10 protein-coding genes and 1 pseudogene are annotated in these 14,694 nt (G+C 67.5%); 4 read left to right on the forward strand and 7 right to left on the reverse strand.

Going from position 1 to position 14,694, the window contains the following annotated elements; translation table 11 throughout:
* Window positions 1-62: 62 nt before the first annotated feature.
* Window positions 63-404 carry an inorganic pyrophosphatase gene (locus MWU77_RS21765; RefSeq protein ID WP_247274748.1) on the reverse strand — a complete coding sequence of 114 codons (342 nt, stop codon included), beginning with the start codon at window positions 402-404 and terminating at the stop codon, window positions 63-65.
* A 121-nt stretch (window positions 405-525) separates the two neighbouring features.
* On the opposite strand from MWU77_RS21765, the gene lexA reads away from it, so the two are divergent.
* The gene (gene lexA / locus MWU77_RS21770) at window positions 526-1,188 is read left to right on the forward strand and encodes a transcriptional repressor LexA (RefSeq protein WP_247274749.1); all 663 of its coding nucleotides are present in this window, start codon (window positions 526-528) and stop codon (window positions 1,186-1,188) included.
* A 40-nt stretch (window positions 1,189-1,228) separates the two neighbouring features.
* On the opposite strand, the gene MWU77_RS21775 is transcribed toward lexA, so the two are convergent.
* Genes MWU77_RS21775 through MWU77_RS21790 form a run of 4 tightly spaced genes read right to left on the reverse strand, consistent with a single transcriptional unit; the run spans window position 1,229 to window position 9,486 of the window.
* Window positions 1,229-2,425 (reverse strand): DUF2399 domain-containing protein, encoded by a 1,197-nt coding sequence (locus MWU77_RS21775; RefSeq protein ID WP_247274750.1) that lies wholly within the window; start codon window positions 2,423-2,425, stop codon window positions 1,229-1,231.
* A gap of 25 nt (window positions 2,426-2,450) precedes the next feature.
* Window positions 2,451-6,620, reverse strand: coding sequence for a TIGR02680 family protein (locus MWU77_RS21780; protein ID WP_247274751.1), 4,170 nt, complete (start codon window positions 6,618-6,620; stop codon window positions 2,451-2,453).
* Window positions 6,617-8,029: a TIGR02678 family protein gene (locus MWU77_RS21785; RefSeq protein ID WP_247274752.1), complete on the reverse strand. Its 1,413-nt coding sequence runs from the start codon at window positions 8,027-8,029 to the stop codon at window positions 6,617-6,619. The genes MWU77_RS21780 and MWU77_RS21785 overlap by 4 nt, the downstream gene beginning before the upstream one ends.
* Window positions 8,026-9,486: a TIGR02677 family protein gene (locus MWU77_RS21790; protein ID WP_308198848.1), complete on the reverse strand. Its 1,461-nt coding sequence runs from the start codon at window positions 9,484-9,486 to the stop codon at window positions 8,026-8,028. Before MWU77_RS21790 ends, MWU77_RS21785 begins: the two co-directional genes overlap by 4 nt.
* Window positions 9,487-9,657: 171 nt before the next feature.
* Between MWU77_RS21790 and MWU77_RS21795 the strand changes: the two genes are divergently transcribed.
* The gene (locus MWU77_RS21795) at window positions 9,658-10,551 is read left to right on the forward strand and encodes an alpha/beta hydrolase fold domain-containing protein (protein ID WP_247274754.1); all 894 of its coding nucleotides are present in this window, start codon (window positions 9,658-9,660) and stop codon (window positions 10,549-10,551) included.
* Window positions 10,552-10,729: 178 nt separating this feature from the next.
* Window positions 10,730-13,345, forward strand: coding sequence for a rifamycin-inactivating phosphotransferase (gene rph / locus MWU77_RS21800; protein WP_247274755.1), 2,616 nt, complete (start codon window positions 10,730-10,732; stop codon window positions 13,343-13,345).
* Window positions 13,346-13,403: 58 nt separating this feature from the next.
* Here the strand turns inward: rph and MWU77_RS21805 are convergent, their stop codons facing one another.
* Both MWU77_RS21805 and MWU77_RS21810 read right to left on the reverse strand, forming a co-directional pair.
* The gene (locus tag MWU77_RS21805) at window positions 13,404-13,763 is read right to left on the reverse strand and encodes a DJ-1/PfpI family protein (RefSeq protein ID WP_247274756.1); all 360 of its coding nucleotides are present in this window, start codon (window positions 13,761-13,763) and stop codon (window positions 13,404-13,406) included.
* 53 nt (window positions 13,764-13,816) lie between these two features.
* Window positions 13,817-14,196: pseudogene (locus MWU77_RS21810) on the reverse strand (winged helix-turn-helix transcriptional regulator).
* A 25-nt stretch (window positions 14,197-14,221) separates the two neighbouring features.
* On the opposite strand from MWU77_RS21810, the gene MWU77_RS21815 reads away from it, so the two are divergent.
* A complete protein-coding gene (locus MWU77_RS21815; RefSeq protein WP_247274757.1) occupies window positions 14,222-14,674 on the forward strand; it encodes an NUDIX domain-containing protein in 453 nt (150 codons plus the stop codon).
* The last annotated feature ends 20 nt before the right edge of the window (window positions 14,675-14,694 follow it).

Consider the following 14,694-nt stretch of genomic DNA (forward strand, 5'->3'; position numbering starts at 1 on the left):
CGATCAACGCCAAGCCGCGCCGTTGCATGCTCGATGTCATGATGACCGAATGATCGGAAGTCTCATGGGCGCACGATCATGGTCCCCAGACCGAGTGTGTCGGACAGAAACGCGGCAACATCGTCCACCTCCGTCGCGGTGCACTCGAACAATACCTTGATTTCCACGTCGCGCTTGGCGGCGTCGACTGTGAGTGCCGCCGCGCATATGCCACCGCCGGTATTGCTGCCGCGGAACACGTCCACTCCCTCGCCGTCGGCTGCGGAGGTGCCTTCCAGAAATCCGTAGTCCACCGGATAGATCGCTCTCGGAAACCGCGGGTGTGCTGAACCTCTGGCGCGATCGATGCGCAGGGGAGCCGAGACGGTCAACTGAGCGAGTGCATCGAAGAACGACGGTTGCATGATCCAAGTCTGCCCGTGCCCGAGGCCACAAGGCACGGGACAATCCCGTCGAGACTCGCTCACCATCACCCCACCACACCGCCCTGAGGCGCGCGCAGCTGCCGCCACCTACGATTCTTCGGTGACCGATTACGACGACCTCGACATGTTCGGCGGCCTCGACGCCTCAGCACTACCCCTCCGGCAGCAGCAGATTCTGGCAACGATCCGAGATTGGGTGGCGACCCACGGATGCGCCCCCAGCACCCGCCAGATCGCGGACGCGGTACGACTACGGTCGACATCGTCGGTATCCAAGCACCTCAAGAGTCTCGAGGACCAGGGTTTTCTCCGCCGCGGCACTTCCATGACCCGGCAAACGGATGTGCGCCCGTTCCTCGCAGGCACCGACCGTGGGCGGTCGAACGACAACAATGTGGCGGTACCGGTGGTGGGCGACATCGCGGCCGGTGCACCGATCCTCGCCGAGGAATACCACGATGAGACGCTGACGCTTCCTCGCGAGCTGGTGGGCTCCGGCACCGTGTTCGCACTGAGGGTGCGCGGTGAGTCGATGACCGACGCCGCGATCTGCGATGGCGACGTCGTCGTGGTGCGTCGCCAGGACGAAGTGCACTCCGGCGAGATCGTCGCCGCGATGATCGACGGCGAAGCCACCGTCAAGGTGTTCCGGCGCCGCAACGGCCACGTCGTCCTCGAACCACGCAATCCCGCCTACACCGAGATCGACGGCGACGACGCGGTCGTCCTCGGCAAGGTCGTGTCGGTGATGCGCCGCATCTGACGACAGACAGAAAGTCCACGAGGCAGTTCGTCCCCGACCACTATCGCCGGAGACACTCCACCAACTCCGGGATCAACCGCTCTTCCATGACCGCCCGCCCGGACGTCTCCACTGCCTCCGCGAGCTCGGGGTCCCACGGGGACTCGGCACGCGTATCGGCGGCCTTCAACGTCTCGGAGTCTCCACGGCGGAGCGCCTCACGATACGTGGCTGCATCCATCAGCCACGGCGTTGCGTCGAACTCGGCACAGGCGCGACCGGTGGTGCGCAGCCCGGTCCAGTCGAAATCGCCGCGCCAGTGCACGGTTCCGCGAGCTGTGCTCATCAACTTGCGGACTGCTTCGGACGGCTGTCCCTCAGTGCACACCAACGGTCTGCACTGTGCTCCCAGTTCACGTTCGGCGGCCTGGACGACGGTGGGATTCTCACACACGTACACCTCACCCGCCGCCAAGGTTGCCGCCCATGTGCGCAGCTGGCCGAGCGTCCACACCTGATGGATCCCCGCGTCCGCTGCGGCCCCGGAGATCGCGACCGCAGCCGGGTGTCCTTCGAGTCGTACACCGAGGGTCAGGACGCGGCTCACCAGGCCGCTGTCGAGCACTCCGAACTGCTCCCACAGTGCGGCGCGCTCGGCACCGGTCGAGGGCGGATCGATGCCACGTGCCGCTGCGAGAAGTCGCAGCACCCGTCGGCGTAGAGGCGTGTCGGTCAGAGCCTTGGTGTCGCCGAGCGCGTGCTCGGCGAGCTCGACCGGTGAGGCGCCCTGGGCGGGCAATTCGGCGAGGACGCGGGCGACGTCGCGCATTCTCCCCGATGTCAGGTCGGTCGTCGTAACCCGTGCGGCGGTGATGAGTTCGAGCCACTGCTGATGCTCGGGTGCAGCCAGAATCGTGTGGATCTGCTCCCATGCCCGGCCGACGGCCGCCTTCTCGGCGGACCTCTCTGCGGGGCGATCGATGAGCGGTGACTCCGCGTCCAGCACTTCGAGCAGTGAGCGACCGCCGTTGAGAGGACTTTGCAACCACATGTCGAGGGATTGCACGTAGATGGGCACCGTCGTCGAGGTGCTGTCTACCTTGACCCTGCGCATCGCGAGTGCCAGTCGGTACAGATCAGGAGTCTCCTCGGTGACCGGAACGGTGATCTTCCCGGTCACCTGAAGTCCATTACCCAGCACATGCCGGCGAGCTCTGTCGAGCACCGCACGCAGTTCGTTGCTACCGGACCAGCCCACAGATCCTCCTCGAGTTCCGCGCCGATCAGGCGAATTCCAACGACCCCTCCACCGGCTGCCTCACCCGCCGCGTCCCCGGCGACCCCAACGCCGACGCCAGATCCGACCCGTCGTGCTCGGCCAGCAACTCACCACCGGACCACACCAGCAGCGTCGCCGCGACCGTGTGCTCGGCCACCGAATGCGACAGATCGTAGTGCGCGCATCCCGGCACCCCCGCGTAGGTGATCCACAGATCGAAACCGGTCATGAACAAATCCAGATCGAACTGCACACACAGGCCCAACAATTCGCTGCGACCGGTGTCATCGACACCGGCGAACGCCTCGTCCAACGCCAACAACCTGGGGGCGTGCGGATCGGCCGAATCGAGCATCACGTGCGCCGCCGCGAACAACGGCAGATGCAGCGACACCGACTGCTCACCACCGGACAACGCCGAATGACGCGCCGGCGTCAACCGGTCCTCGCTCCCATCGGCACCGATGAGGCTGAACGAGAACACCCGCCACCGCCGATAATCCAGCGTCGACGCGAGGATCTCCGGGTACGACCGCTCCGGATGCGCCGCGCGTTCGGCGCGGATCCGCGACGCGAAATGCGCCCGGATCCCCGCCAGGTCCTCCGGCGACAACACCGACGCATCCCGGTCCAGCAACTTGCACACCGCCCGCGCCTGTTCATCGAGATGGTCGGCAAGCACCCAATGCACCCCGATCGTGGTGCCCGACGACATGTGCCGCTGCCGCATCTCACTGCCCATCCGCCCGATCAGATCGCGAGCGTCGACGGTGCGTTCGTGGATCTGCTGCGACAACCCGGTCAACAGCGCGTCCTCGAGGATGCGCCGCTCCGAATCGGTGAGCAACGCCTCCTGCTCCTGCCTGGCCTGCGCAATACGCGCCGCGAACCGACCGACCGAGCTGTAGCCCTGCTCGTCCTGCACCTGCACCACGGTCACCCCGTCGGGCGCATCCCACGACAGCCGATAGTCGCGTCCCCGCGCGAGCTCGGCATCGAAATCCTGCAACGCCGACGTCAATGCCGATCCGGTCGACTTGCGCGCCGATTCCCCGGTCGACACCGACTCCGTCGCCGCCTCCAACGAGCGGAACAATGCCATCACCTCGACGGGCATCGTCTCGACGGCAGCACCGTCCACTTCCGAGGAATGCCGGATCCGGTAGACCAGCTGATCGACATCGAGCCACGCCGCTTCACTCGCCGGCCATACCCGCTCGCTGTGCACGTCGAGCAACGCCAACAGGTCGCGGTGCGCGAACGGCGCCAACCTGCGGGCATCGATCTGACATTCCACCAGCGCCGACCGCAACGTCTGCTCCGCCGCCGTATGTGCCGCCTCGGCCTTGCCGATCTGCTCGAGTGCCGACTGGAACGCGTTCCGGGACGCGCGCTCGGCTGCCTTCGCCGACTCGATTCGCCCACGGGCATCCGCGAGTTCCGCATCGATGCGCTCGGCGCTCGCCCCGATCGACTCCCGCAAAGTCTCCAGCCGCTGCTGCTGATGTGCCAGCGATTCCGCGGCCTCGACGGAACGTTCGGTGGCGTCGTCCGCCGCGACCCGGGCCTCGTCGTGCCGCGACTGCGCCTCCCGCACACGTTCGGCGGCATTCGCCTGCTCCCGCAACGCACGCAGCAGCGACTGACCTTGCGTCCGGAAATGCCGGATCGCGGCATCGAGACTATCCAGTTCGACGGCGGTCAGCGGGGTGCGATGCCGCGCCGACTCCGCACGCAACTGCTGTTCCTTGACCGCCGCATCAGCGATCGCCTGATCGAGATCCCGATCGGCCGCCGCCGCCGATTCCTGCGCGGTACGCAACGCACCCGCACACTCGGTGACCTTCCGCAGCGCCGCAAGCACCGCACCCGTGCGGGGAAGTGCCTTCACCGCACGGTCGAGGGCGTCGAGCCTCCCCCCGAGCGCCTGCTCCTCCTCACGCAGGGACTGCGCCTCGGCGCGGACCTCGGTGATGCTCGCGTCGAGTTCGGCGATCCGGCGCTGTCGTCGTCGCGCCCGTGCTGTCGCCCCGATGAACTCCGCATGGTCCTTCACATGCCGGCCGAGCTGCACACCCTGCCGATAGCCCCCGCGCGTATCCACCGCTACCCCCAGACCGGAATCCAGGTCGGCCGTCAACGCGATCGACGCCAGCACCTCCGCGACCCGCGCCTCGGGCACCGATGTATCCGATTCGGGCACCAGAACATCCGCCAGGGTTCGACCGGCCGGTCGCTGCTCGGGCGGCAACGCCACCAGCACCTGCTCCGACTCCAGATCCGGCACCGCGCCCTCGCCGCCGACGAGCCATCCGTCGAGCAGATTCGCCGCCTGCAACGCCGCCTCGACACCCCCAGCCTCGTCCGCGGACACCTCGTCCCGGAACCGCACGAGCTGCCACAACGGGGCGCCGTCCCAGCCGTCCCGCGACCCGCACCGAGCCGGGAACGGTGGGGGAGCGTCGTCCCGCTCCGCCGCCACCGCGGCACGTTCCTGCTCGAGCTCACCGATCCGCACCCCGAGCGCGTCGATCTCCGAACCCATGGCGCGCCGCCGGAACCGGATCTCCTCGACGACGGGACCGATGTGCTCGGCCAGCACCGCGGCCGGCGCGATCGCGTCGTCCTCACCGACCACCCCGAACGCCGCATCGAGCGCCTCGAACACCCCAGCCGACAACCCCACGGTCCCGAAATCGCCCATGTGCTCGGCCCACCAACGACGCAATTCGCTCGCCGCGTCGCCGCGGGCCAGTTCCACGACGGTCTCCGCGGCCTCCACCGCAGCCAACGCGGTGTCGCGCTGACCGCGACTGCGCGTCGCCGCCGCCTCGGCCCGCGTGCGCGCCGCCGCCGCACCCTCGACCCTCGACAACGCGCTGCGCACCGCCCGCACATCACCGTCGCGTTCCTCGGCGTTCGCCTCGATCGCCGCGACCAGCCGATCCGTCCGGTCGAGGTGCTCCACACCCGGCCACGTGATCGACGCATCCCCGGCCGCGTCCTGCATCGCATCCTCGGCACGGCGCCGCGCCGCGGTCGCGGCCGTCAACATTTCCTCGGCACGAGTGAGCTCATCGAGCCGGTCGGCCATCGAGGTCTGCGCCCGCGCAGCGTTCTCCGTCTGCGCGGCCGTGGTGCGCTCGAGATTGGCCACCACCGACGCGAGATCGTCGAGTTGCTGCTTACCCTCGTACGCGCTCGACCGCTGCAACGCCTCGAGCGTCGTCCGAGCCTGCTCGAGCTCCCGCTCGGCCCCCGTGAGTAGTTCCCCCGACTCGGTGCGCGCGGCAGTGGCCTCCTGCTGGGTGGTGGCGGCCTGCCGCAACGCGAGCACCGCGGCGTCGACGGCCTCGAGCCGCCCCGACACCTGCTCCACCGCGACCCGCGCCTGCTGCCGCACATACCTCGAATAGACACCGACGAACCGCTGCGCCGCATCATCGGCGGCGGCGAGCGACTCCAGCGTGCGGGCCACCTCCTCCATATCGGAGAACGAGCGGGCAGCCTCGACGACCAGCTCGTCGTCGAGCGGCCGCAACCCATCGGTCAGCGCCTGCGACAGTCCCTTCGGATCCAGATTCTTCGCCAGCTGCGGACGCCGCAACGTCAGGATCAGATTGACCAGCTGGTCGTAGCGCTGCGCCCCGAGCCCGAACATCCGGGCATCGATCGCCGCCCGGTACTCGATCGGCCGCTCGGTGATCGCATCGGCACCGACCTGGTCGATCAGCTGCTTCTTGGTCAGCGGCCGATCCTCGTCATCCAACAGCGAGAAATCGACACCGACCCGTCCGTCCACCACGAAATGCCAGCGCGTGACCTTGTCGTTGCCCTTCGTCGCGCGCATCCCGATCCCGACCGTGACCGCCTCCGGATCGTCACGCTGCCCGCGGCTGAACTCCATCCACACATACGAATGCGCGCTCTCCTGCCCCTGGTACAGCAGATTCGAGCGCATCGTGCGTTCCTCACCGGCAAACGGGTTCAACCGGCGAGGCTCGATGCGCCCGTCCAGCACGAACGGAAACAGCACCTCGAGGGCCTTGGTCTTCCCTGAGCCGTTCGGGCCGCGCAGCACCAGACGTCCCTCCGCGAACGAGAACTCCTGGTCGCGGTAGTCCCACAGGTTGATGATGCCGGCACGCGCCGGGCGGAAACGGGCGCTGCTCATGAGATCTCCGTGTCGATCGAATCGGAAACAGTGGAAGCCGAACTGCTGGGCAGATCACCGGGCGGCGACGAATCAGGAAACAGATCGATCTCCGGATCACGCTTGCGCACACTGACCGTCACCCCACGGAACCGCGCCAGCGCCGGCAACGCCAGCACCCCACCGGCCGTCCGCACCACCAGCCGCATCTGCTCGAGCCGCTCCGTCGCCGCCCGCGCGAGCCCCACCGGATCCGCCTGCCACTGCGCAGCAAACGTCCGCCCGTACGTGTGGACGAGCCGCCCGATCGTGCCCGTAATCCACGAATCCTCGATCAGCGGATGCATCGCAACCGCACGCTCGGACACACCCCCGGGGCGATCGACGAACTCGCCCGGCGTCGCGGACACCAACGGTGTGAACAACCCCGACCGCGGAATCGCGCCGTCGATCGCCGCCACCAGAGCATCGTGAACATCGGCAGGCAGCGGCATCAACTCCGGCGCCGCAGCATCCGGATCCAACACCCGATCACAGATCTCCCCGGCAAGAAGTAACGCGACCTGCGCGACCGTCCCCGTGTTCGGAAACCGCACATCCGACAACCGGCCCGACGTATCGACCAACGCCACCCCCTCGGCCCGCCGCTCACACACCAGACCCGTCAACAACTCCACCTCGTCGGTGGTACGCGGCAACGCCAACTGCAACGCCTCGTCGTCGGACAACTCCTCGGCGTAGACCACCGGCTTCTGCACCAGCGCGCGCCGCACCCGCCGCCGCACCTCACCGGAATCACCGTGCGGCACGGACGATCCGAGCAACGCCCGCACCGACGTCAGATGCTGCAACGCCCGCGGCGGCCGGAACATCGCGGCAACCACGGCACGATCGATGTCGTAGAGCGCCTCCCCGCGCCCCGGATCACTCGCCCAGCCACCCGCATCACCATCGGCGAGCGCCAACGCACCCCGCACCGTCAACCACGCCACCGCATCGACGAACGCATCCCGGTCGGCCGCACGCCCGGTATCGAGATCGACGCCGTCCACCCGGCCCGCATCCGACGCCACATGATCGGCCAACTCCGACAACGTGATCTGACCACCACCACGCCCCAACGCCGCGATCGCCAACGCCAGATACGCATACCGACGACGATCGAACGGCCGATCCGTCGCCGTAGTCGTCCCCGAACCCGGATCGAGCCGATCGGCGACCGTGAACAACCGCGCCGTGGTCTCGGTGACCTCGAGCCGATACCCGAACGTCGCAAGCAGATCCTCACGCAACTCCGTCGCCCACCGGCGCAGCGACGACAACGCCGACCGATCCGGGAACGTCGTCGTCACCAGATGGTGCGTCAGGATCAGCCGCGCCGCACGCTGATACGAATCGAGATCGACCGACGCAATCGACCGCGCCTTCACTGCACCTCCACCGACAGATGATCCAGATACAGACTGCCCCGCGCGGTGCGCACCACCATCGACTCCTCACTCGGCCGCAACGTGAGCTTCACCCCATTCTGAGTCCCCGACGTCCCCTCATCCGGCCGCACCCGGCCACTGACCGGCACCCGCGCCGACAACGCCGCATCCAGCAAACCCAACAACACCTCGGTTTCCGGCTCCGAAAGCTCCCGCTCCCGCACCCCACCGACCGCCAGCGACTTCGCGGCCTGCGCGCGGCGCCGCTGCGTCTCGAGTTGCTTCTCCCGCAATCTGCGCACCCCAGCGTCATTGCGCTGGATCCGGCCGGGCGCACCCGCGGCAGGCCGACGTCCCGTCTCGGCAAGAGTGCGCGCGATCTCCACCGGCGGCGCCTCCCACCACGACCGGGTGACCGGAACGATGTCCGCGTCGGGATGTGGTACCGAGAAATGCCGGGGCCGTCCCAGGTCGAACACGGCCCCGAACAGGGCGTGCGCGGCCTCCTCGGTGGGCGCGTTCGCAAACCATCCCGCCAGGTGTCGTAACTGCGATTCGCGGCTGACACCGCCACGCCGTTGCTCGGTCAGACGCCGCAGCAGCGACAACACCGCCGAGATCGCATTGCTCGTCGCGCCGCGCAGCCGCTCCGCTTCGCTCGGCGAGGACCCCACACCGACGAACCAATGCTCGACCCCACGCCAGCGCAACCGCCAGTCGGCCTCGCGGTCCTCCAACGTGAGCAGCACCCGCTCGTCGTGACGTGCCGCGAGCGTCGGCAAGGTCTCGGCGCCGGTGGCGTGCACCCGGTCGAGGGCGGCGGTGAGCTTCGGGGCGTAGCGGGCCAGATCGGAACTGAACTCGCGCATGTGCGTGAGCAGCGCGTCCTTCTGGTCCAGGAAGAGCTCAGGGGTGATCTCGGTGGTACGCACCAGATCGCCGAGCACCAGATAGAACCGGGCGGCGCGCTCGGCCATGTCCGACAGCGTCGCATCGAGTCGGCTCAGCTTGCGATAGACGAGTTCACCGTCACCGGCGGCGTTCGCGACGGCGAGTTCGGTGAGGTCGGCGAGCAGATCCGCCAGCGCCAACCGTGACAACGACACGTCCTCCCCGCGCGCCGAGAGCACATCCTCGACCGCGCGGAACGCCCGGTAGCCGGCCTGCCCGAACTGGTAGACGTAATGACGGTTGCGGTATTCGGCGAGGGTGGCAGCGCGAGTGCCGTCGTAGCTACGTTCGAGCACACCCCAGTTGTGGAGCTGCTCGAGCAGCGCCGGAATGTCCGACGCGTCGGGGACGTCGCCGGTGCCGTCCGCGACGATGCGGGTCAGAACGGTCTCGACGTCGCCGGCGTGCAGAAGCACCGTGTAGTTGCCGCGCGCGTGGTCGAATGCCCGCAGAACCCACAGGTAGTGGGTGCGCTTCTCGGCGGTCGCGAAGGAGAACAACCGCAGCCGGTCGTCCCGAACCAGCGGGTCCTCGACCGCTCCGGCGTGGGGTCGACCAGTTTCGTTCACTGTGACAGGGTAGGCGGACGGCACCCTCGGGCACGCATCACCCACAGTCCGTGTCGGCGACCGGCGTGGGGCCGGGCCGGGTTCCACCGTCGAACACTGGAGGACGCATTGCCGAGCGTACCGAGTCGTCTCCTGCCCACGGTCATCAAAGCGATGCGACGAAACCGCAATTACCTCGATCCGGCCACCGCACGCAAGCATCTGAAGGAAGTGTCGCTCCGTCCGCGGCCCTACGGGCCGCCGGCCCGATTGCGGCGCGACGTGACTGTGACGATCGACCGGAGCGGACAGTGGCCGATCTACACGCTCGTCCCCGCAGTGGGAGAGCCTCACGGCAATACCGTGTACGTCCACGGCGGGGGATGGGTCAACGAAATCGTCTCGCAGCATTGGCATCTCGCGGCGCAGATCGCAGCGGAGGCGCAGACGACCGTCACCGTGCCGATCTACCCGCTGGTGCCGTTCGGAACCGCCGGGCAGGTGGTCCCGGCGATCGCCGAACTCGTCCGGGCCAACCAGGACCGGTACGGCCCGGTGTGCCTGGCCGGTGATTCTGCGGGCGGGCAGATCGCACTCTCGGCCGCGATCGCCCTGCGCGATGAGCACGCGCTGACGCTGCCGCGTACGGTGCTGATCTCGGCGGCGCTCGACCTGTCTTTGTCCAACCCCGGGATCGACGTCGTCCAACCCACCGATCCGTGGCTCGCCCGCGAGGGCACCCGCGTTTTCATCGACCATTGGCGCCGCGACCTCGATCTCGCTCATCCCTGGGTCAGCCCACTCGCCGCCGACCTGCGCGGACTCGGACCGCTCACCGTGTTCATCGGCACCCGCGACATCATCTACCCCGACACCCGCCTGTTGGTCGAGAAGGCGTCGACCGCAGGCATCGACGTCGACTATCACCCCGGCGACGGGCTTCTGCACGTCTATCCGCTCACCCCGACACCGGAGGGCCGAGCTGCCCGCAGCGTCATCGTCGACCGACTTCGAGCACGATGACCCGGACGCCCACCGTCGGATCGAGCACCAACTGACGAGCACTGTTCGGATCGGACCGACTGCCTGAGACTTCCCCATCCCCCTTTCACGTTATACACGATCAGTGCCGCTCATGAGACCCCGAAAACTGGTCCATACTCGCCACTCACATACCGGCACCACAGGTGAGGAGCAGCCAATGGGTTACGTTCTGGACTTCGACGAGATCGACCGCACAGATGTCGCACGGGTCGGAGGTAAAGGCGCGAACCTCGGCGAACTGTCGCGTATCGCCGGCACACAGGTGCCGGAGGGCTTCTGTGTGACGACGGAGGCTTTCCGTCGGGCCGTCGCTGGAGCACCCCGGGTAGAGGCGCTGATCGACCGGCTCGCGGGGCTGGACGAGAGCGACCGCGAGCAGATCAGCACCTCGAGCGCCGAGATCCGCCGCGCGATCGAAGAGTGCACGATCCCCGACGAGGTAGCGACGGCGATCGTCGGCGCGCACGCTGCCCTCGGCGAACGCGGCGCGTACGCCGTGCGTTCGAGCGCGACCGCTGAGGACCTGCCGAATGCCTCGTTCGCCGGTCAGCAGGACACCTACCTCAACGTCATCGGAGCGCAGGAGATCCTCCGGAGCGTCAGCCGGTGCTGGGCGTCGTTGTTCACCGACCGCTCCGTCACCTACCGGCTACGGAACGGTTTCGATCACCGCGCGATCCACATGGCTGTCATCGTGCAGCGCATGGTCTTCCCGCAGGACTCCGGGATCCTGTTCACCGCCGACCCCGTCACCTCCGATCGCACCGTCGTCTCCATCGACGCCGGATTCGGATTCGGTGAGGCCTTGGTCTCCGGACTCGTGAACGCCGACGTCTACACAGTGCGCGACGGAGACGTCACGAACAGGACTGTGGCGAGAAAGGAGGTCGCGGTCGAGGCCGATCCGGCAGGCGGAACGAGAACCCGCACCCTCGAACCGGAGCAGCAGACCCTGCCGGTGCTGACCGACGCGCAGGCAGTGTGCCTCGCACAACTCGGCCGCGACATCGAAACCCACTTCGGAGGCCCCCAAGACATCGAATGGTGTCTCGCCGACGGCGAGTTCCGGATCGTCCAGAGCCGGCCCATCACCACCCTGTTCCCGATCCCCGAAGCCGCCGACGACGCCAACCGCGTGTACGTGTCGGTCGGCCACCAGCAGATGATGACCGACGCCATGAAACCGCTGGGGTTGTCCGTATGGCAGATGACGAGCACAGCACCCATGCGCGACGCGGGAGGCCGGCTGTTCGTCGACGTCACCGAACGACTGGCATCGCCCACGGCGAGCGCAGGCCTCGTGGCGGCGCTCGGCAGCTCCGAACCACTCGTCGGCGACGCACTCCGTACCATCGTCGAACGCGGCTTCGTCCGGACCCGACCGGATGCACACTCCGACGGAACACCGGCTGCCGGTACCCCACCCGCCCCGATCGCGACCGACGATGCACTCGTCACCGAACTGATCGCAGACAGCGAGGCCTCCACCGCAGAGTTGGCCCGCGAGATCCGGACCCGAACAGGGCTTGCACTCCTCGACTTCATCGAAGCAGACATCCAGGAACTGCGCCGAATTCTGTTCGCGCCGAAGAGCTATCAGGCGATCATGGCATCCTTGGACGGCGCAACCCGGCTCCGCGACCACCTCGATGAGTGGTTGGGGGAGGGGAACGCCATCGACGCCCTGACACAATCCATTCCCCGCAACATCACCTCCGAAATGGGCCTCGAGCTGCTCGACGTCGCCGACGTGATCAGACCTCATCCCGAGGTCGTCGCATTCCTCCACCGCGTCGAGGACACCGGGATCGACGATGCGCACTTCCTCGACGCACTGGCTACGGTGCCCGGCGGAGGAGAAGCCCGCGACGCCATCGCCTCGTACCTCGACAAGTACGGGATGCGCTGCGTCGGCGAGATCGACATCACCAGGCCTCGATGGCGCGAACACCCCACCGCGCTCGTCCCGACCCTCCTCAGCAACATCGCGAACTTCGAACCGGGCGCCGCCCGCCGACGCTTCGATGACGGCCTGCGCGCGGCGCAGCAAAAGGAAGACGAGGTACTCGAGCGGCTTCGCGCTCTGCCGGACGGGGCCCGCAAGGCGGGCGAGGTCAAAGAGATGATCGACCGCGTCCGCACCTTCGCGGGGTATCGCGAATATCCGAAGTACGGAATGGTCTCCCGCTACTTCGTCTACAAACAGGCACTCCTCGGCGAAGCCGAACGCCTCGTCCGGGCCGGAGTGCTTCGACGAGCAGACGACATCTTCTACCTGCGGTTCGACGAACTCCGCGAGGTCGTGCGCACGCAGCATGTCTCCGCGGAACTCCTCCGTGAACGGGAAGAGGAGTTCTGCTCGTTCCAAGCGCTCACACCGCCGCGCGTACTCACCTCGGACGGCGAGATCGTCACCGGCATGTATCGCCGCGAGGATCTTCCCGCCGGTGCGCTACCCGGCCTGGCAGTATCCACGGGGATTGTCGAAGGCCGCGCCCGCGTGGTCGCCGACATCGGGCAGGCCGACCTGGACACGGGCGACATCCTGGTGACCGCCTACACCGATCCGAGCTGGACGCCGCTGTTCGTCACGATCGCGGGTCTGGTCACTGAGGTGGGCGGACTGATGACCCACGGTGCGGTGATCGCGAGGGAGTACGGTCTGCCTGCCGTCGTCGCGGTGCCGGATGCCACCCGGGTGATCCGAGACGGGCAACGAATCCGGGTGAACGGAACGGACGGGTACGTCGAGATCCTGTCGGACGAGACATGACACGTATGAGATGGCATGACACGGCACGGGCGCAGATGCTCGTGTCCGGCAGGGAGGCTCATTCCACGGTGTGAACCTTCTGCCAGTCGCCCGTGCACACGGATGCGACTACGGGTGTGGAGGATCGCGCCGCGATCCATGACATGACGGCCTCGTCCTGCTCGACCTGATCGGTGACACCGCCAGGAACGACGAGTACATCGAAGGGTGGAGCGTCGGCAATGGACACGTCCGTTTGCACCCGTAGACCTCCACGGGCTCTGACCGTCGGTCGCTCGGGTTCGGCGGACACGAGGACGGCTCCGGCGACGTCGGCGGGGCTCAGGCGTGCGGCGACGGAGAACACCTCGAACGGGCCGAACGCATCGAGAACCTCGACGTCGTCGAACAGGAGGATGCCGTAGCGGATCGATGTCACCTCCAGACTGTAGCGGCGTGGGGGAGATGCGCGGTCGGCCGAGGTGTGAACGCTCAGTGGGTGCGATCGTGCTCGATCTGCGCCGCGATGATCTCGGGCACGCTGTCCTCCACGAGGAACAGGAGTGTGAGCAGCGGAGTGACGATCCGGTGTCCCAGTTCGGTGAGTGAGTACTCGACATGTGGGGGGATGGTAGTGAGGACCTCTCGATGCACGAGGCCGTCGCGCTCGAGGTTCTGCAGGGTCTGAGAGAGCATCCGTTCGTTGATCCCGTCGACATGGCGGCGCAGGTCGGAGAAGCGATGGGTCTTTTCGGACAGTGCTGCGAGCACCAGGGCCCCCAGCGTCCGGTGATGTTCTGAAGCACGGGCCGGGACGCACAGTCGCGCGCGAAGACGTTCGCTTCGGGGAGGTCGGCGGTGCACACCTGCATACTGAGTCGATGTGATACTGAGTCGATGTCCACACCCCGGAGACGCGTCGCCGCCTACGTGATCCGCCACCGCATCGGCCCCGAATTACTCGTGTTCGACCACGTCGGTATTCCCGACGCGGGCACCCAGATCCCGGCCGGGGGGCTCGAACCGGGGGAGGACCCACACGAAGCCGCGCTCCGTGAGGTCACCGAAGAAACCGGACTCGACACCTGCTCCGTGGTCGGGACGGTCGGCATCGATCACCGACCGCACCCGATCACCGGGCAACCACGCCACACATACGTCCTCCACGTCCGCGTACCCGCGGACACCGCAGACGCCTGGCTTCACACCGTCCGCGGTGACGGCACCGATACCGGGCTGCAGTTCGCCTGCCGATTCGTGCCACTGCCGCTGCGCGAACCGCTTGCTGACGAGCAGGATCTGCTCCTCGGGGAACTCCACCCCGAGTGGACGACCCTGACCCGCCGATAGGCGCAAGCGCACCCGCCGAC

This window comes from Rhodococcus sp. F64268 (genome assembly GCF_023015605.1).
Classification (GTDB): Bacteria; Actinomycetota; Actinomycetes; order Mycobacteriales; family Mycobacteriaceae; genus Rhodococcus.

Coding starts and splice junctions, on each gene's coding strand:
- MWU77_RS21765 (WP_247274748.1), bottom strand. CDS start 404: ATGCAACCGTCGTTCTTCGATGCACTCGCTCAGTTGACCGTCTCGGCT.
- MWU77_RS21815 (WP_247274757.1), top strand. CDS start 14,222: ATGTCCACACCCCGGAGACGCGTCGCCGCCTACGTGATCCGCCACCGC.
- rph (WP_247274755.1), top strand. CDS start 10,730: ATGGGTTACGTTCTGGACTTCGACGAGATCGACCGCACAGATGTCGCA.
- MWU77_RS21780 (WP_247274751.1), bottom strand. CDS start 6,620: ATGAGCAGCGCCCGTTTCCGCCCGGCGCGTGCCGGCATCATCAACCTG.